Here is a 17,107-nt window from a genome sequence, read left to right as displayed (position 1 = left end):
AAAGCCGATTGGCCTTGCGGTAGAGCAAAATACTTAGCAAGGTAAGTAATGGCTGAACTGAACGAACCCCTGTCCGCCTTCATGACCCGCACCGCCGGACCCGGCACGCTTGCAGGGCTCGCGCGCCTGTCGGGCGGCGCGAATATGGAAAGCTGGGCGTTCGAGTGGGCTGGGGCCGCTTATGTGCTGCGTCGTGCGCCGTCGGCGGAATATATGGCCGACCGGCCTTTCGCCCATGTCGACGAGGCAGCGCTGGTGATGGCGGCGCATGCCGGCGGTGTGAAGGCGCCCGAAGTGGTTGGGGTGCTGGGCGATGCCGATGGCATGGGAACCGGCTATGTGATGCGGCGGGTGGTCGCCGAAGTGAACCCGGCGAAGATTCTCGCCAATCCGCCGCCGTCGCTGATCGCCGATCTTGGCCGCGAACTGGCGCGTATCCATGCGCTGCCGATGGAGGTCATCCCGGCGGCGATCCCGTTGATGGATACGGCGGACGCGCTGGCCGAATTGAAACGGCGCTTTCTCGTCTATGGCGGCGACCGCCCGGCGATCGCGCTCGCGATCAAATGGTGCGAGGATCATCTGCCCGCGCCCGTCGCGCCGGTGCTCGTCCATAGCGATTATCGCATGGGCAATATCATGGTCGATGGCGATGGCCTCGCCGCCGTGCTCGACTGGGAACTCGCGCATCGCGGCGATGCTCATGAAGATCTGGCCTTCGGCTGCATGACCGTGTGGCGTTTCGGCCAGCTCGACAAGCCCGCCTTTGGCATCGGTAGCCTCGAGGACTATTTCGCCGCCTATGAAGTCGCGGGCGGGGTGCCGGTCGATCGCGACCGCTTCCACTTCTGGCTCGTCTATCGCACCCTGTGGTGGGCGCTCGGCTGCCTCCAGATGGGGCAGGCGTGGCGCAGCGGCGCCGACGCGACGGTCGAGCGCGTGGTGATCGGGCGGCGTACCGCCGAACAGGAACTCGATCTGCTGCTTTTGCTCGAGGATGAATCACCCGCGGACGAACGCGCGCGCGCGCTGCCACCGTCGTCGCCCGTTGCTGCGGCGCCGGTTGGCGAGCCGACCAACGCCGAAATGGTGCAGGCGGTGCGCGACTGGATGGGCGACACGATCAAGCCGCGCGCCGAGGGCCACGCGAAGTTTGAAGTTGCTGTGGCGATGAACGCGCTCGGTATCGTCATGCGCGATCTCGATGCCGGGGTGCGCGCCGAGGACAAGCCGCTCGCCGAGGCTTTTCTGGCGGGAACGACGACGCTCGCCGAGCCGGGCTTGCTAGCGAAGCTGCGCCGCGGCGCGCTCGACAAATGCACGATCGACAGCCCCAAATATGCCGCGCTGGCGCGAGCCCGCGATGCGTGGGGCGGATAGAAAAAACACGGGAGAAGAAGAATATGGATTTTGCGATGCCTGCGGGCCTTCAGGCCTATCTCGACGAACTCGACGCGTTCATCGCGGCCGAGATTCAGCCGCTGGAGGACGCCGACGACAATATCCGCTTCTTCGACCATCGCCGCGAACATGCGCGCACCGACTGGGACAATCAGGGCCTGCCGCGCCACGATTGGGAGCAGTTGCTGAAACAGGCGACACGCAAGGCCGACGCCGCGGGCCACTGGCGTTTCTCGGCGCCGAAGAAATATGGCGGCAAGGATGGATCGAACCTGTGGATGGCGGTGATCCGCGAGCATTTCGCCGCGAAGGGGCTCGGCCTCCACAACGACCTCCAGAACGAACATAGCATCGTCGGCAATTTCCCGTTCGTCGAGATGTTCGAGCAGTTCGCGCAGAATGAGGAGCAGAAGCAGGAGTTCATCCTCGGCGGGTTCGAGGGCAAGCGCCGCACCGCCTTCGGTCTCACCGAACCCGATCACGGGTCGGACGCGACGCATATGGAAACCCGAGCCGTCCGCGAGACCCGCGACGGCGTCGAAGGCTGGCTGATCAACGGGCGCAAGATGTGGATCACCGGCATGCATGTCGCGACCCACTGTGCGACCTTCTGCCGCACCAGCGGCAAGGACGGCGATGCGAAGGGGGTTTCGTGCCTGCTCGTCCCCACCGGCACCCCGGGGATGACAGTCGATGAATATATGTGGACCTTCAACATGCCGACCGACCATCCGCGCATGACCTTCACCGATGTCTGGGTGCCTGACAGCGCGCGGCTCGGCCCGGTCGACGGCGGGCTGTCGATCGCACAGAGCTTCGTCCACCAGAACCGTATCCGCCAGGCGGCATCATCGCTGGGCGCCGCGGTTTTCTGCATTGAGGAAAGCGTGAAATATGCGCGCGAGCGAAAGCCGTTCGGCGAGGCGCTGGCGAAGAATCAGGCGATCCAGTTCCCGCTCGTCGAACTCGCGACGCAGGCCGAAATGCTCCGCTTGCTGATCCGCAAGACCGCGTGGGACATGGACAATATGCCGCACAAGGAGGTTGAGCATAATCTGTCCGACAAGGTCAGCATGTGCAATTATTGGGCGAACCGGCTGTGCTGTGAAGCCGCCGACCGCGCCATGCAGGTCCATGGCGGCATCGGCTATTCGCGCCACAAGCCGTTCGAACATATTTATCGTCACCACCGCCGCTATCGGATCACCGAGGGCGCCGAGGAGATTCAGATGCGCAAGGTCGGGGCATATCTGTTTGGATATCTGGGGCCGCGGAAAGGCACGTTGGGGTAGTTGGATATCCTCCCTGTCGCGCAGCGATGGGGAGGGGGACCGCGCCCGAAGGGCGCGGTGGAGGGGTCGCGACGCCAGCGCAAATGCCCCTCCGTCAGCGCTTCGCGCTGCCACCTCCCCATGCCTGTGGCACAGGGAAGATAGGCGGGTTTTTTACCGCTTCCGCACAAACTCCGCGCGCAGCACCAGCCCCTTGATCCCCTCGTGGCGGCAGTCGATTTCCTGCGCGTCGCCGGTCAGGCGGATCGACTTGATCACCGTGCCGACCTTCAGCGTCTGGCCCGCGCCCTTCACGGTCAGATCCTTGATCAGCGCGACCGAATCGCCGTCGGCGAGCAGATTGCCGACCGCGTCGCGCACCTCGGGGGCCGCTGCTGCGGCGGCATCGCGCGCGGCGATATCGCCCGCCGACATCCACTCGCCGCTGGCTTCGTCATAGACATAATCATCGTCGGCCATGTTGGTCCTATCCGGGTTTGCGGAAGCGCAATGCGAACTGGTCGGTCTTGCCGCGGATCGCGGGTTCGAAGACGTTCGTGGTGCGCGGGTCGTCGCTGCGTTTATAGAGATTACTCGATGCTTCAAGCTTGAAGCCCGCTTTGGTGAGCGCGGCGACCACGGCGGCCTTGTCGATGCGGTGGAGGCTGTCGGACAGGCTCGTGCCGCTGCCGTCGGCGGCGCTATGATCGACGACGACCAATGTTCCACCGGGTTTGAGCGCCGCGAACAAGGCCGCGCTCGCCTTGTCGCCCGTCCCTTCGGGGAAGGGTTTCAGATACAGATCGTGGAAATTCTGCACCGTGATGATCGTGTCGAGCGGCGCGGGGAAGGCGGGGGCAGCGAACGGTCCGTTCACGGCGTCAACATTGGCATAGGCGGCGTCGATCGCGGCCTGATCGTCGCCATATTGCTTCTTGAATCCGATGAATTCGGCGGGCTGAAAGGCATAGACGCGGCCCTTGGGGCCGACCGCAGCGGCGAGCAGGCGGGTGACATAGCCGCCGCCCATCACGAAATCGCCGACCTGTTCGCCCGGCGCGACCTCGGCAAAGGCCAGAAGTTCGGCGGGTTTGCGCGTGGCATCGCGTTCACGATCGGTCGCGGGGCGCGCCGGGTCGGCGAGCGCGGCGCTATAGTTGGGGGCTTTGGCCTGCTTCGCGGCGAGCGGCGTCGCGGTGACGGCGAGCAGGAGGGCAATCAGGCAGGTGGGGGTAAGCGGGCGGATCATGGCATCGACTCCCTTGGCTTTTATCGCGCCATCATAGCGCCTCGCCGCGCGCCCTGCGCGTTTATTTGCATATCGCGATTTTGATGATAGGTTTTCGGGTGAAACTAAAAAAATGGGAGAGCGGACATGTATGATCTGGTGATTCGCGGCGGCACGATCGTCGATGGAACGGGCGGAAATGCCTTTGTTGCTGACGTTGCGGTCGATGGCGATCGTATCGTCGCGGTGGGCGAAAATCTCGGCGCCGGCGCCAAGGAAATCGACGCGAGCGGTAAGATCGTCACCCCCGGCTTCGTCGACGTCCACACCCATTATGACGGTCAGGCGACGTGGGATCAGGAAATGGCGCCGTCGAGCTGGCATGGTGTCACCACCGTCGTCATGGGCAATTGCGGCGTCGGCTTTGCCCCCGCCAAGCCCGACCGCCACGACTGGCTGATCAGCCTGATGGAAGGCGTCGAGGATATCCCCGGAACCGCGCTCGCCGAGGGCATGTCTTGGGATTGGGAAACCTTCCCCGAATATATGGATGCGCTGGAGAAGCTGCCGCGCACCGTCGACGTCGCCTGCCACGTCCCGCACGGCGCGGTGCGCGCCTATGTGCTCGGCGATCGTGAACGGCCCGGCGCGGTTCCGACGGCCGAGGATATGACGGAGATGTCGCGGATCGTCGAGGAAGGGCTGCGCGCCGGTGCGCTTGGTTTTTCGACCAGCCGCACCGTGCTGCACAAATCGATCGACGGCGAACTTGTCCCCGGCACCACCGCGACCGCCGAGGAACTGATTGTGATCGGTCGTGCGATGGGGCGCGTCGGTTATGGCGTGTTCGAAATGGCGAGCGACATGAAGCGCGAGTGGAACGAGTTTCAGTGGATGGGCGACCTCAGCCGCGAAACCGGGCTGCCGGTGACCTTCGCCGCGCTCCAGTCGATCGCCAAGGAATTGCCGCTCGAGGAACAAATCTCGGAAATGCGGAAGCAGAATGCGACCGGCGCCAATATCGTCGCGCAGATCGCATTGCGCGGCAACGGCATCATCATGGCGTGGCAGGGGACGGTGCATCCGTTCCGCTTCAAGCCCGCGTGGAACGAGATCATCGATCTGCCTTGGGATCAGCAGCTCGCAAAGCTCCGCGATCCGGCGTTCAAGACGCGGATGATCGAAGAGGAAAATATCTGGCCCGAAAGCGACATCATCGACTTCCTGAAAATCGTCGCGCTCGGCTGGCCGGTGCAGTTCGAAATGGACCCCGACTTCAATTACGAGCCGAAGATGGACGAAAGCATCATGGCGCGCGCCACCGCGGCGGGGGTTTCTCCTGACGAATATGCCTATGATTTGCTGATGAAGGACGATGGCAAGGGCTTCATCTATTTCCCCATCCTCAATTATCGCGACGGGAACCTCAATTTCCTCGAGGATTTGCAGGCCGCCGACGACACGGTGAACAGCCTGTCCGACGGCGGCGCGCATTGCGGGACGATCTGCGACGCCGCCTCGCCGACCTTCATGCTCCAGCATTGGGTGCGCGACCGCAACGGCAACCGCATCGGGCTGGAACATGCGATCAAGCGCCAGTGCCGCGACACCGCGATCCTTTACGGGCTCGAGGACCGCGGCGTGCTCGCGCCGGGCTATCTCGCCGATTTGAACGTCATCGACATGGATGCGATCAAGCTCGGCAAGCCGTGGCTCGCGTTCGACCTGCCCGCGGGCGGCAAGCGCCTGCTGCAGAAGGCCGACGGCTATGTCGCGACGGTGAAGTCGGGTGAAGTGACGTTCCGCGACGGCGAAATGCAGGGGCCGACCCCGGGCGGTGTCATCCGTGGCCCGCAGCGTGTCGAAATGGCGATGGCGGCGGAGTGATTCTTCTCGTCATTGCGAGGAGCGTAGCGACGAAGCAATCCAGAGAGGGGTAAGACCGCCCTGGATTGCTTCGCTTCGCTCGCAATGACGATTAGCTGAGCGCCCGCACGACGCGCTCGACATCGGCCACGCCATTATAGGCATGGAAGGACAGCCGCAGGATCGTCCCGCGGAAGTCGGCGCGCAGCTGATGTTCGTCCAGCGCCGCAGCGACGCGCCGCTGGTCGGCGCCGGTGTCGAGGCACAGGGTGCCGCCGATCTCGCCGGTCGGCCAGCGCCACTTTGGCGTCTTCGCTTCGAGCGCGTCGCGTAGCATCGCCTGCAACGCGCGGTTGTGCGCACCGATCGCCTCGACTCCGATCGCCGCAATTTCGCTTATCCCCGCTGCCGACAGGATGAATGGCGCAACATCGGGTGTCCCGCCCCACCAGCGCCGCGCGTCTGGCGCGTAACGGAACGCGTGGATATCCATTTCGAACGGATTGTCGTGGCTCCACCAGCCGCGTTCCATCGGATCGAGCGCGGTGCGATCGTGCGGCGCGACCCACAGCCAGCCCCCGCCGGGGCCACCGCACAGCCATTTGACGCTGGTGCCGAGCACGGCATCGACGCCCCATGCCGCCGGGATGACGGGCACAACGCCAACCGACTGCGCGCAATCGGCGATACAGCGCGCACCGGCCGCCTTCGCCGCCGCTGCGATCCCCGCAATGTCGGCGAGCGCGCCGCTGTTCGAGCTGACGTGCATCGCGATGACGAGCGCGACATCCTCGTCCAGCGCCGCAGCCCAGCTCGCCGGATCGCGCACATCGGCATCCTTGGGCAGGTAGCGCGTCGTCCATCCCGCCGCCGCGAGCCCGCTCGCGACATAGCCGATCGTCGGAAAAGCGCTCGGCGCGAGCAGGATCGTCCGCCGCGTCGTCGCCTGCCCGAGCGCCGAGATATAGCGCGACAGACCCGCGCTGACATTGGTTGCGGGGCAGAGGTCGCGGGCCTCGACGCCGAGTAGCCCGCCCAGCGCCGCGCGCCAGTCGTCGATTGCGGTTAGCCAGTCGGGCCATGCCTCGCCAGTCTCGCGCCACGGATCGATCAGCCGCGCCTGAAGTGCGTCCGCCGCAGCGCGGGGCTGACATCCCACGCTATGGCTTTTGAGATAGACGGCATCGGGCGGCAGGTGAAAGCGGCCCGCAACGGCAGGCGGCAGCAATGCGCCGCTCACAGCCCGCTGCCATGACCGGCGGGCGCGCCGCTGATGCTGTCACGCTTGACGCCATATTCGGCGCCCCAGCGGTCGGTCATTTCGGCGCGAATATCCCAAAGCTCGGGGAAGAAGCGGTGCCGCGCGCCCGCGTTGAGCAGTTCGACCGGGCGGCCTTTCAGCGATTTCGACCCCATGCCGATCGAACGGTGGATCAGATAAATGTGATGCGCGCGGAAAATCTGGAACAACTCGTCAAACTCGATCAGCGCTTCGGCGACCATATAGGCTTCGTCATGCTGATAGCCTGTGTCGTAAACATCGGCGACGCTGCGTGTCGTGGGGTCGAGATAGGCGGCCTTGTAGCGTGCCCACAAAGGCTGCGGCAGGGTGAGCAACAGCTGGAAGCCGGGGCTTTCCTGCCCCGATCCATTGCCGAGCTGGAGCCGGATCGACTGATAGTCGAACGGGCTCATCGTCTCGAGCAGCGAAAGCTGGTCGGTCATCAGCCGCATCAACTGATGAACGCGGGTGAAAAGCGAGAGGACGCGCATCGTCTCCCCCGCCGCCATATGGCCGTCGATCTCGGCGAGGGTGAAGGCGATCAGCTTCATCCAAAGCTCTTCGACCTGATGGACGATCTGGAATTGCAGCTCGTCGGGGGTGCAAAGGTCTGCGAGCGGCTTCTGGCAATCGAGCAGGCGATCGACAGCGAGATAGACGCCATAATCCTTCATGTCGGGGGTTTCGATGCGGTGGTGAACGTCATTTTTGTCGAGCATGGCTCATGGTCCCTTTGCCTGGGTATCACGGGTGAACGGAAGGTTTGACGGCGCGCGGGCGCGCCGGTTCGTTCAGCCGCGCGGGGCCACACCCGCCGGGGGACGCCGCGGCGATCCGGCCTGACCAAGCCACAGGAGGGACGTGCCGCGCGTCATCGTGCGAGCAGATCCTTGGGCAGGGTGGGTTCGCTGATGATCTTTGCCATGCGGCGCCACATTTCCTCGCGGGTCGGTTGTCCGCGCTCGACATAGCCGCGAACCATCGCCTCGCCGAGCCCATAATTGATCACATAGCTGCGATACTGGTCGGTGAAGGTGACCGATTGTTCGGCGCGCGCCGCTGAGACGAGCAGATATTTCTGCGTCAGCGCGACCGCGGTCGGCCGGTCGATCTGGCCGTCGAGATATTGCTGGGCGATCGTCAGTCGCGCGCCGGATGCGCGGTCGATCGCCTTCAACAGCTGCCAATAGCGGTCATCGGCCGGCACGGCGATTTCGGCGATCGGCATCAATATATCGCGCTCGGTTTCGGCCTTGCTCGCTTCGGGAAAGGCAAGGTCGATGCCGTAATTGGCGCTGCCTTCGGCGATCAGGCTCTGCGGGCTGTAGAGGGGATAGACGCTGAATTCGGCCCAGCCGCGCTCCTTCACCAGCTTCTCCTCGAGCTTCATGTTGAGGAGATGGTGGCCGGGATAGCCTTCGTGACAGCCCAGATCGAGTGCGCGCGACAGGCGGATCGGCAGGTCGGTGTTGACCTGGATGAGGCTGTGATAGCCGCCCTGATAAAAATTATAGCCGCTCCAGCTTTTGCCGGTGACGAACTCGAGGCGAAAGCTCTCGCCTTCGGGCATCGGGATATGCGCCATGCTGCGGCCCCGACAGCGCGCGATTGCGGCGTCGAAGGTTTTTTGCAGTCGATCCTTGGGAATGGTGAAGCCGTCGAGCCAGGTTTCGACCCGTGCCGCAAGCGGGCCGTCGCCAGGGACCAGCGCCGCGATTTTTGCCAGTTCGCCATCATAGCTGGCGAGGGGTTTCAACACCGGGCGCACCCCGAACAGGCGCTCGGCCTCGTCGGCAAAGGCAAAGCGGGTGCCCTGCATCATCAGCAACCGCGTTTCGGCGGCGCGCAATTGGGCGCGCAGAAATGTGGCGCGGCGGCGATCAAGCGGATCGGACAGCCGCCGCGCCGCGATATCGAGCCGGGCGATCAGCGCGCGCGTTGCGGCGAGCAGAGCGGGTTTGTCGCGGGGGTTCGCCTCGGCTGCCGCGCGCAGCGCCGCCGGTCCATAATAGGCGTCGATATAGCCCGCTTCATGCGTCCCGATTTCAAGGCTGAGCGACAGATAGTCGGTAGCGATCGCGTTTATCGCTTCCGCCGACGCCGACGTGTGGCGGACCGCGACGGTTGGAACCTGTGCAGTGGCGGCCGGACGCGGACTGTCGGTTGTCGCGCAGCCCGACAGCGCGGCAACCGCTATCGGCAACAGGATCAGCGATCCGCGCATCACGCTGTCGCCGGGGCTTCGGACGTGTCGCGGACATCGCCGTCGTCGGCGATCTCGGTTTCCGATGCCGCTTCGGTCGCGTCATGGTCGGGATGGGGCGGAGCAAAGCGTAGCACCGCAAAACCGACCAGTGCGGCGACGAGCGAGCCCATCAGCGTGCCGATCTTCGCCTCTTCGATCAGCAACGGATCGCCGGGGAAGGCAAGGCCGCCGATGAACAGGCTCATCGTGAAACCAATGCCGCAGAGCAGGGATACGCCGTAAACCTGAAGCCATGTGGCCCCGCGCAACCGGCCGGCGATGCCGAGTTTGACGCTGAGCCAGACGCTGCCAAAAATACCGATCTGCTTGCCGAGGAACAAGCCCGCGGCAATGCCGATCGGCAGCGGCGCGAGGATCTGGTCGATGGTCAGCCCCGACATATCGACCCCGGCGTTGGCGAAACCGAACAGCGGCACGATGGCAAAAGCGACCCAGGGGTGGAGCCCATGTTCGAGCCGATGGAGTGGCGAGGTCGCGCTGTCGGGGGTGCCCGGGGTGCGGTCGAAGGGGATGGTCATCGCCGCGAGCACGCCCGCGATCGTCGCATGGACCCCCGAGAGCAGCATTGCATACCAGAGCAGCACGAAGAGCAGCAGATAAATGGCGAGGTGGCGGACGCCGCTGCGGTTGCAGATCGTCATGATGGCCAGGATCGCCGCCGCTGCGGCGAGTGCAACAAAATTGAGCTTGGCGGTGTAGAAGAGCGCGATGATCGCGACCGCGCCCATGTCATCGACGATCGCGACGGTAACGAGGAACAGCTTGAGCGATGTGGGCGCACGCTTGCCGAGCAAGGCGAGCACTCCGATCGCAAAGGCGATGTCGGTCGCGGCGGGGATCGCCCAACCCTGAGCGAGCCCTGCGGTGCCGCCTGCGAAGAACAGATAGAGGATCGCGGGTACCGCCATGCCCGCCGCTGCGGCGATGAACGGCAGTCGCCGCCGATCCCAGCTCGCGAGGCGTCCATCGACGAATTCGCGCTTGATCTCCAGCCCGACGAGCAGGAAGAAAATCGCCATCAATCCGTCGTTGATCCACAGATGGACGGTCATCGGCCCCAGCTTGTCGGTGAGCACCGGTCCGGTCACTGCATGGATGAAATGGCTGTAAGTGTCGCTCCACGCCGAATTGGCGACGATCATCGCCAATATGGCTGCGAAAATCAGCAGCATCCCGCCGGCGCTTTCGCTCTCGAGAAAGTCGCGTAAGGCTGAACGGGGCGAGGATTTGGAGGGCATAGAGCGAAAAATACCTGTTTTTCGATGGGGTTTGTGCGGACCTTCCTAGCGTGCGGGCCCGTCTTCGTCACGCTTTACAAATAGATACCGGTCACTAGGTTTTTCTCGCATCGGATGGCGCAAGGCCATTGTGGGGGCGGACTGGCAGGGTGGACCGATTGACCGCATGGCTGGAATGGCTGGTGCTGAGTGCTGGCTACGAACTGATGCTCTTCGCCTCGGTCGGCATATTGCTGATCGGCGTCGACGATCTGTTGTTCGACATTCGATGGATGCTGGCCCGCCGGCATACCTCGCGGCGCCGCCATCGCGAGGCCGCGCAGATCGACGGTCGTGTCGCGATATTCGTTCCGGCGTGGGACGAAGCGAGCGTGCTGCCAGCGATGCTGCGCCGTACCCTCGCGGCTTGGGAGGGAGAGGATTTTCGTCTTTATGTCGGATGCTATCCCAATGATGCAGCGACGCTGTTCGCGGTGTCGTCGCTGGTCGCGCGCGATCCGCGACTGCGCCTCGTCATCGGGGCGGGCGATGGCCCAACGACCAAGGGTGATAATCTGAACCATATGTGGGCGGCGCTGGGTGCGGATGAGCGCGCCGAATCGATGCGTTTTGCGGCGATCGTCCTCCATGACGCCGAAGATCATGTCCATCCCGAGGAACTGGCGCTGTATCGCCGCATGCTCGTCGACCATGCGATGGTGCAGATTCCGGTGGTGCCGTTCACTGACCGCCGGACCGAATGGATCGGCGGCCATTATGGCGATGAATTTGCCGAGGCGCATAGCAAGGAACTGGTGCTGCGGTCCGAACTCGGCGTGCCGATTCCGTCGGCCGGGGTTGGCTGCGCGCTGACGCGCAGCGCGCTCGCGCTGCTCGCGATCGAGCGTGGGGGACGGCCGTTTCGTGCCGACAGTCTGACCGAGGATTATGAGGTTGGCATGCTGATCGGCGCCTATGGCCTGCGCACCTGCTTCGTCGATGCGGTGGGCGCGGCGGGCGACCGCATTGTGTCTCGCGGCCCCTTCCCCGGCGATGTCGAGGCGGCGGTCCGGCAGAAATCGCGCTGGATCGCAGGCATTGCACTGGGGGGATGGGATCATCTCGGCTGGCTGACGGCTGGGCGCGGATCTGCTGGCGACGGCGTCCATCGCTCCTGGCTCGCGCGCTGGATGTTGTGGCGCGACCGCCGGGCGCCGCTCGCGGCGGTGATTCTTCTTGCCGCTTACACCGGGTTCCTGCTCACCGCGCTGGGCTGGGCGGGCTATGGCCTGGTCGGCTGGCAGGCGCCGGAGATTCATGAGGGGATGCGCTTGCTGCTCGCGTTCGACGCGGCGCTGCTGATGTGGCGGCTCGGGATGCGCGGCCATTTTACCGCGCGATGGTATGGTTGGCGGCAGGCGATGATGGCATTGCCGCGCGCCTTTGTCGCCAATGTCGTCGCGATTCTTGCCGCGCGCCGCGCCGTGGTGCTCTATTATCAGATGCTGCGTTCGGGTCGGGTGGTTTGGGACAAGACCGTGCACCTGGAAGACGATGGCGTCCATGCGCCCGCAACGGTGCGGGTCAGGACGCAATGATGGCGCATGTCTCGGGGCCGCAATCGCGGCATGGCGCGCCAGCGCTCCGCTTTCTGGCGCTGTGCCTTGGCGGCTGGGTGGTCTTGCGGATCATGATCGTCTGGAATCCGGCGGCGCCGATGCCGCCCGCCGCCGTTCGCGCGCCCTGGGCATCCCCACCCTTTGCGATCAAGCGACCGTGGCCGGGGCAGGAACTGCGGGTGGTCCGGTCTCTGGCCAGTGCCGTGCCGCGATCGGCTGCGACGCGTCGCTCTTTCTCACGGCTTGTTCTTTTGGTCGATGGCAGGGGCGTCGAGGCAGTTGTCGCGGGTAGCGGTGGCCCGGGCGGCGATCGTCACAAGCTTCGCTTCGCCCTCGCGGCGCGTTTCCTGTCGGCGACGATGGTCGGCAGCGGCGACGCCCGCGCCGTGCCATATGTGGGCGGGGGCATGGGGTTGCCTTCGCCGTCGGTGGTAAATGCAGCGCCGGGGCATGGTCAGCCCTATTGGATGCGTCGTCAGATGGCGGGCTGGTCGCTCAGCGGCTGGCTGTATGCGCGCGACGCATCCCCGGCGGCACCGGGTGGCATTGCGGCGGCGAGTCAGCTTGGCGCCAGCCAGGGCGGGCTGCGGATCGCCTATGGTTTCGGGGAAACGGGTCGGCTTCGCGGATATGGCCGGGCGACCGCGGCGTTGGAGCGCCCCCAACAGCGCGAACTGGCGTTGGGCATCGCCTTTGCCCCTGTACGGCATTGGCCGGTCGATCTGGCGGTCGAGCAGCGGCTGGCCGTTGGGCGTGAAGGGCGTAGCGCGATCGCTGCGATGGTGACCGGTGGGGTCAGCGGGGTTGCGCTGCCCGGCGACTTCCGGCTCGACGCCTATGGCCAGGCGGGGTTAGTTGGCGGGCGGCAGCGCGACGGCTTCGCCGACGGCGCGGTGGTGATCGACCGCCGGCTGGGGTCTGACGAGGATGCGCGGCTGCGACTTGGCGCACTCGCGGCGGGGGCGGTGCAGCCGGGGGCGGCGCGGTTCGATGTCGGGCCGCGCCTGACGCTGCGCCTTCCGCACGTCGGCGAAGGCAGCCGGATCGCGCTCGACTGGCGGCAACGCATTGCGGGCGACGCAGCCCCCGAAAGCGGGGTGGCGCTGACCTTGGCCACCGACTTCTGAAATATCCCGAAATTTCGGCGTCACAGCCGATTCCCCGACCCGAAAAAATGGTCTAGGGTTGCCGCCAACGGTCCCGTCCTGGGGCCATATAGGTCAACCGGGGCCCATGGATCTTTACCTTCCTGTCGCCAATCTGTCGGTCAACGCCCTGGTCATCGTTCTGCTGGGTGGCGGGGTCGGCTTCCTGTCGGGGATGTTCGGCGTCGGCGGCGGCTTTCTGACCACTCCGCTGCTGATCTTTTACGGCATCCCGCCCACGGTCGCAGCGGCGTCGGCAGCGACGCAGGTTACTGGGGCGAGCGTGTCGGGGGCGATGGCGCATCTCGAACGTGGCGGCGTCGACCTGCGCATGGGTGGTGTACTCGTGGCAGGCGGCCTGGTCGGTTCGGTGCTCGGCGCCGGATTGTTCGAGTTGCTGACCGCCTGGGGTCAGATTGATACCGTTATCGCCATTCTTTACGTCGGGCTGCTCGGCTCGGTCGGGTCGATCATGGGACGCGAGGCCGTCGGCGCACTTCGCCTGGCCAAGGCGGGCATGCCCGCGCCAGCGCGCAAACGGCGTCACCATCCGATGGTGGCCAATCTTCCGATGCGCTGGCGTTTCTATCGCTCTGGCCTGTATATTTCCCCGCTCGCGCCGCTGATGCTCGGCGTCGTCGTCGGCATCCTCACCATGTTGCTGGGGGTCGGCGGCGGCTTCATCATGGTCCCGGCGATGATCTATCTCCTCGGCATGGGGACGCAGGTGGTCGTCGGCACCTCGTTGTTCCAGATATTGTTCGTGACGATCGCGACGACGATGGTCCATGCGATGACGACCGGTGCGGTCGATATTGTATTGGCGGGCCTGTTGCTGCTCGGCAGCGTCACGGGTGCGCAGGTCGGCGCGCGCTTCGCGCAAAAGGTGCGGCCCGAGTATCTGCGGCTGGCGCTGGCGGTGATCGTGTTGCTGGTTGCGCTGCAAATGGCGATCGGCCTCTTCATCCAGCCACCTGAAATTTATACGGTGCAATGAAACATATTGCCGCCTTGATCCTGGGGCTCGCGGCGCTGCTGCTGACGCCCGCCGGCGCGGCGCAGGCGGCCGATCCGCGCCTGGTGCCTGACGTGTCGAGCCGTGCGATCGACATCCAATATAGCTTCACGGGCGAGGAATTGCTGCTGTTCGGCGCGATCCTCTATCCCGGTCAGCGCCTGCCCGACGACCGCGCCGATATTGTCGTCGTGCTCAAAGGGCCGGTGCGGCCCGTCATATTGCGCGAAAAGCGGCGCGTCGCCGGCATCTGGGTCAACGCCAACAGCCTGCGCCTGCGCACCTCACCGGGCTTTTATGCCATCGGATCGTCGCGCCCGATCGACAAGCTGGTCGACGAACGCACCGCCGCGATCTTCGAACTCGGCCTCAACAATTTGTCGATGTCGCCGACCGGTTTTTCGGAGGCAAAAAAGCTCCAGCGCTTCGAGGCCGGGCTGATTGATCTTTATACACGCCTGGGTCTCTTTTATGAAAATCCGGCGGCGGTCGAGATTAGCGAAGGCGTGCTCTATCGCGCCCGCATCCCGGTTCCGGCACGGGTTCCCGTCGGCACCTATCGCGCCGAAACCTATTTGATCAGCCGGGGCCGGGTGCTCGCGGTTGCGTCGCGCGATGTCCAGATCCGCAAGGCGGGGTTCGAGCGTTTCGTGGCGCTCGCGGCGGAACAGCATGGCTTTCTATACGGGCTGAGCGCGGTCGCGCTGTCGCTGCTGCTCGGCGTCGGCGCATCAGCTATTTTCCGCCGCCGCTAAACCCGCCTGCGCGCTATCATAAGCGCTTTGTTTACCCTGTGCTGCGATAACGGACGCTGGATAATCAACAGGCGGGGCGAGACATGGATATGCAGGGCGGAGGCTTTGGCCCCGGAGATATGACGGCGGCGCAGCATGTCCGACTGGCGGGCGGTGGCACTGCCGCACCCGTCGCGGCCGCGACCACCCATCACCGCGACGATCTGCTGATCGGTGAAGTGATCGACATCTCCGGTTCGGCGTCGCGCCTGCTTCTCGATTCGGCGGCGATCGCTGCCCTGACGACCTCGAGCGATCCGGCGGTGGCGATGGCGGGCCAGGTCGGCGCGCAGGTCAAGGTCCGCGTCGGCAATATATGGTTGCTCGGCAGCATCCGCGACCAGCAGCTTCATGAAAAGGGGCAGGGGTTGGTCCTCGCCTCGATCGACTTCCTCGGCGAAGGCGACGAGGAGAAGATCACTGGCCGCATTCACAATTTCCGTCGCGGCGTCACACGCTTTCCGGTGCCCGGGAGCCAGGTTTTTGCCGCGACCGGCGCTGATCTGAAGCAGATTTACGCCGCCGACGAGCGTGCGCATGTCGAAATCGGCACCGTCTATCCGACCAAGGATATTCGCGGTTCGCTCTATGTCGATGCAATGCTCGGCAAGCATTTCGCGCTGCTCGGCTCGACGGGGACCGGCAAGTCGACCAGCGCTGCGCTGATCCTCCACAAGATTTGCGAGCTCGCGCCGCAGGGCCATATCGTGATGATCGATCCGCACGGCGAATATTCGGCGGCGTTCAAGGGCATCGGCGCCCTGTTCGACGTCGACAATCTGGCGATGCCCTATTGGTTGATGAACTTCGAGGAACATTGCGAGGTTTTCATCACCAGCGAAGGTCGCGACCGGCAGAGTGACTGCGACGTCCTCGCCAAATGCCTGCTCCAGGCGCGGCAAAGGAACCGGCTGGCCGAGGGCATGTCGAAACTGACGGTTGATTCGCCGATCCCCTATCTCCTCTCCGATCTGCTCAACATCCTGCAGAATGAAATGGGCAAGCTCGACAAGGCGACGTCGAGCGCGCCTTTCATGCGGATCAAGGGCAAGATCGAGGAAATGCGCGCCGATCCGCGCTATGGCTTCATGTTCTCGGGCATGCTTGTCGCCGACACCATGTCGGCCTTCATCGGCAAGATTTTCCGTCTGCCGTCTGACGGCCGTCCGATTTCGATCATCGACGTATCGGGGGTGCCAAGCGATATTACGTCGGTCGTCGTCGCGGTTCTGTCGCGCCTGACCTTCGATTATGCGATCTGGTCGCGTGGCGAGCCGCAGCGCCCGATCCTGCTCGTTTGCGAGGAAGCACACCGCTATATCCCCGCAAAAGACGTCGGGCAGGGGCAGGCGGTCCGCAAGGTTCTCGAGCGGATCGCCAAGGAAGGCCGCAAATATGGCGTGTCGCTGGGGCTGATCACCCAGCGCCCGTCGGACCTTGCCGAAGGTGTGCTGTCGCAGTGCGGCACGATCATTTCGATGCGTCTCAACAACGAACGCGATCAGCATTTCGTAAAGGCGGCGATGCCTGAGGGCGCGCGTGGTTTCATCGATTCGATCCCGGCACTGCGCAACCGCGAATGCATCGTCTGCGGCGAGGGCGTGTCGATCCCGATGCGCATTTATCTCGACACGCTGGACGAGGACAAGCGCCCGGCGTCGAGCGATCCGCTCTTCTCCAAGCTGTGGCGCGAGACCGGCGGCGAACCCGAGATGCTGGAGCGTGTTGTCAAGCGCTGGCGCAGCCAGGGGCGGTAGCTTTCCGTCATCCCGGCGAAAGCCGGGATCTCCACCCTGCGTGGCCCCTCATCGTCGTGGGCCGGGGTGACGATCAGGCGGGGGTGGCTTTCGGCGGCTCCCATAATTCGATCGGACCGCTGTCGTCGGCGTTGCAGCCCGCGCCGATGCCCAGCGGTTGGTGATACCAGGCGTTCAGTGCATCGGGCGCGCGCGCCCGGAAAAACAGCCCGCCAATTCCCTTCACTTGTCCCATGGAGGACTCCC

Annotated in this window: 15 protein-coding genes; 8 read left to right on the top strand and 7 right to left on the bottom strand. The window is 64.7% G+C overall.

Annotated features, from left to right (window positions below; translation table 11 throughout):
* Nucleotides 1-48: 48 nt before the first annotated feature.
* Both CDQ91_RS11600 and CDQ91_RS11595 read left to right on the top strand, forming a co-directional pair.
* Nucleotides 49-1,380 (top strand): phosphotransferase, encoded by a 1,332-nt coding sequence (locus CDQ91_RS11600; RefSeq protein WP_088472887.1) that lies wholly within the window; start codon nt 49-51, stop codon nt 1,378-1,380.
* Nucleotides 1,381-1,403: 23 nt separating this feature from the next.
* Nucleotides 1,404-2,693 (top strand): acyl-CoA dehydrogenase family protein, encoded by a 1,290-nt coding sequence (locus CDQ91_RS11595; protein ID WP_088472886.1) that lies wholly within the window; start codon nt 1,404-1,406, stop codon nt 2,691-2,693.
* 153 nt (nt 2,694-2,846) lie between these two features.
* On the opposite strand, the gene CDQ91_RS11590 is transcribed toward CDQ91_RS11595, so the two are convergent.
* Together CDQ91_RS11590 and CDQ91_RS11585 are read right to left on the bottom strand one after the other, a co-directional pair.
* Nucleotides 2,847-3,152: an alkylphosphonate utilization protein gene (locus CDQ91_RS11590; protein ID WP_088472885.1), complete on the bottom strand. Its 306-nt coding sequence runs from the start codon at nt 3,150-3,152 to the stop codon at nt 2,847-2,849.
* A 7-nt stretch (nt 3,153-3,159) separates the two neighbouring features.
* The gene (locus tag CDQ91_RS11585) at nt 3,160-3,921 is read right to left on the bottom strand and encodes a class I SAM-dependent methyltransferase (protein WP_088472884.1); all 762 of its coding nucleotides are present in this window, start codon (nt 3,919-3,921) and stop codon (nt 3,160-3,162) included.
* Between the two features lie 126 nt (nt 3,922-4,047).
* Here CDQ91_RS11585 and CDQ91_RS11580 point away from each other — a divergent pair, with 126 nt between their 5' ends.
* Nucleotides 4,048-5,787 carry an N-acyl-D-amino-acid deacylase family protein gene (locus CDQ91_RS11580; protein ID WP_088472883.1) on the top strand — a complete coding sequence of 580 codons (1,740 nt, stop codon included), beginning with the start codon at nt 4,048-4,050 and terminating at the stop codon, nt 5,785-5,787.
* Between the two features lie 91 nt (nt 5,788-5,878).
* Here the strand turns inward: CDQ91_RS11580 and CDQ91_RS11575 are convergent, their stop codons facing one another.
* From CDQ91_RS11575 to nhaA, 4 genes are all read right to left on the bottom strand, one after another.
* Nucleotides 5,879-7,006 (bottom strand): aminotransferase class V-fold PLP-dependent enzyme, encoded by a 1,128-nt coding sequence (locus tag CDQ91_RS11575; RefSeq protein ID WP_088472882.1) that lies wholly within the window; start codon nt 7,004-7,006, stop codon nt 5,879-5,881.
* Nucleotides 7,003-7,767, bottom strand: coding sequence for a tryptophan 2,3-dioxygenase family protein (locus tag CDQ91_RS11570; RefSeq protein WP_088472881.1), 765 nt, complete (start codon nt 7,765-7,767; stop codon nt 7,003-7,005). Before CDQ91_RS11570 ends, CDQ91_RS11575 begins: the two co-directional genes overlap by 4 nt.
* 152 nt (nt 7,768-7,919) lie before the next feature.
* Entirely contained in the window at nt 7,920-9,272 is a 1,353-nt protein-coding gene (locus CDQ91_RS11565) for a hypothetical protein (protein ID WP_237245955.1), read from the bottom strand.
* A complete protein-coding gene (gene nhaA / locus CDQ91_RS11560) occupies nt 9,272-10,552 on the bottom strand; it encodes a Na+/H+ antiporter NhaA (protein WP_088472880.1) in 1,281 nt (426 codons plus the stop codon). The genes CDQ91_RS11565 and nhaA overlap by 1 nt, the downstream gene beginning before the upstream one ends.
* Before the next feature lie 149 nt (nt 10,553-10,701).
* On the opposite strand from nhaA, the gene CDQ91_RS11555 reads away from it, so the two are divergent.
* The 5 genes from CDQ91_RS11555 to CDQ91_RS11535 all read left to right on the top strand — a co-directional run bounded on the left by CDQ91_RS11555 (nt 10,702) and on the right by CDQ91_RS11535 (nt 16,861).
* A complete protein-coding gene (locus tag CDQ91_RS11555; protein WP_088472879.1) occupies nt 10,702-12,129 on the top strand; it encodes a glycosyl transferase family protein in 1,428 nt (475 codons plus the stop codon).
* The gene (locus CDQ91_RS11550) at nt 12,126-13,277 is read left to right on the top strand and encodes a hypothetical protein (RefSeq protein WP_144036761.1); all 1,152 of its coding nucleotides are present in this window, start codon (nt 12,126-12,128) and stop codon (nt 13,275-13,277) included. Before CDQ91_RS11555 ends, CDQ91_RS11550 begins: the two co-directional genes overlap by 4 nt.
* Nucleotides 13,278-13,383: 106 nt before the next feature.
* The gene (locus CDQ91_RS11545; RefSeq protein WP_088472877.1) at nt 13,384-14,292 is read left to right on the top strand and encodes a sulfite exporter TauE/SafE family protein; all 909 of its coding nucleotides are present in this window, start codon (nt 13,384-13,386) and stop codon (nt 14,290-14,292) included.
* Entirely contained in the window at nt 14,289-15,065 is a 777-nt protein-coding gene (locus CDQ91_RS11540) for a TIGR02186 family protein (RefSeq protein ID WP_088472876.1), read from the top strand. The genes CDQ91_RS11545 and CDQ91_RS11540 overlap by 4 nt, the downstream gene beginning before the upstream one ends.
* An 83-nt stretch (nt 15,066-15,148) precedes the next feature.
* Nucleotides 15,149-16,861, top strand: coding sequence for an ATP-binding protein (locus CDQ91_RS11535; RefSeq protein ID WP_174688500.1), 1,713 nt, complete (start codon nt 15,149-15,151; stop codon nt 16,859-16,861).
* A 73-nt stretch (nt 16,862-16,934) separates the two neighbouring features.
* On the opposite strand, the gene CDQ91_RS11530 is transcribed toward CDQ91_RS11535, so the two are convergent.
* Entirely contained in the window at nt 16,935-17,096 is a 162-nt protein-coding gene (locus CDQ91_RS11530) for a hypothetical protein (protein ID WP_419722560.1), read from the bottom strand.
* Between the last annotated feature and the right edge of the window lie 11 nt (nt 17,097-17,107).

Origin of the sequence: Sphingopyxis witflariensis (assembly GCF_002205635.1) — a bacterium.
GTDB classification, from domain to species: domain Bacteria; phylum Pseudomonadota; class Alphaproteobacteria; order Sphingomonadales; family Sphingomonadaceae; genus Sphingopyxis; species Sphingopyxis witflariensis.
This window is presented reverse-complemented; position numbering and strand designations above follow the sequence as displayed.

What these genes read in the sequence shown, in the direction of transcription:
- CDQ91_RS11595 (WP_088472886.1), top strand. Translation starts at nt 1,404, where the DNA reads ATGGATTTTGCGATGCCTGCGGGCCTTCAGGCCTATCTCGACGAACTC.
- CDQ91_RS11530 (WP_419722560.1), bottom strand. Translation starts at nt 17,096, where the DNA reads ATGGGACAAGTGAAGGGAATTGGCGGGCTGTTTTTCCGGGCGCGCGCG.
- CDQ91_RS11580 (WP_088472883.1), top strand. Translation starts at nt 4,048, where the DNA reads ATGTATGATCTGGTGATTCGCGGCGGCACGATCGTCGATGGAACGGGC.
- CDQ91_RS11585 (WP_088472884.1), bottom strand. Translation starts at nt 3,921, where the DNA reads ATGATCCGCCCGCTTACCCCCACCTGCCTGATTGCCCTCCTGCTCGCC.
- CDQ91_RS11600 (WP_088472887.1), top strand. Translation starts at nt 49, where the DNA reads ATGGCTGAACTGAACGAACCCCTGTCCGCCTTCATGACCCGCACCGCC.
- CDQ91_RS11545 (WP_088472877.1), top strand. Translation starts at nt 13,384, where the DNA reads ATGGATCTTTACCTTCCTGTCGCCAATCTGTCGGTCAACGCCCTGGTC.
- CDQ91_RS11540 (WP_088472876.1), top strand. Translation starts at nt 14,289, where the DNA reads ATGAAACATATTGCCGCCTTGATCCTGGGGCTCGCGGCGCTGCTGCTG.
- CDQ91_RS11570 (WP_088472881.1), bottom strand. Translation starts at nt 7,767, where the DNA reads ATGCTCGACAAAAATGACGTTCACCACCGCATCGAAACCCCCGACATG.
- CDQ91_RS11565 (WP_237245955.1), bottom strand. Translation starts at nt 9,272, where the DNA reads ATGCGCGGATCGCTGATCCTGTTGCCGATAGCGGTTGCCGCGCTGTCG.
- CDQ91_RS11535 (WP_174688500.1), top strand. Translation starts at nt 15,149, where the DNA reads ATGGATATGCAGGGCGGAGGCTTTGGCCCCGGAGATATGACGGCGGCG.
- CDQ91_RS11590 (WP_088472885.1), bottom strand. Translation starts at nt 3,152, where the DNA reads ATGGCCGACGATGATTATGTCTATGACGAAGCCAGCGGCGAGTGGATG.
- nhaA (WP_088472880.1), bottom strand. Translation starts at nt 10,552, where the DNA reads ATGCCCTCCAAATCCTCGCCCCGTTCAGCCTTACGCGACTTTCTCGAG.
- CDQ91_RS11550 (WP_144036761.1), top strand. Translation starts at nt 12,126, where the DNA reads ATGATGGCGCATGTCTCGGGGCCGCAATCGCGGCATGGCGCGCCAGCG.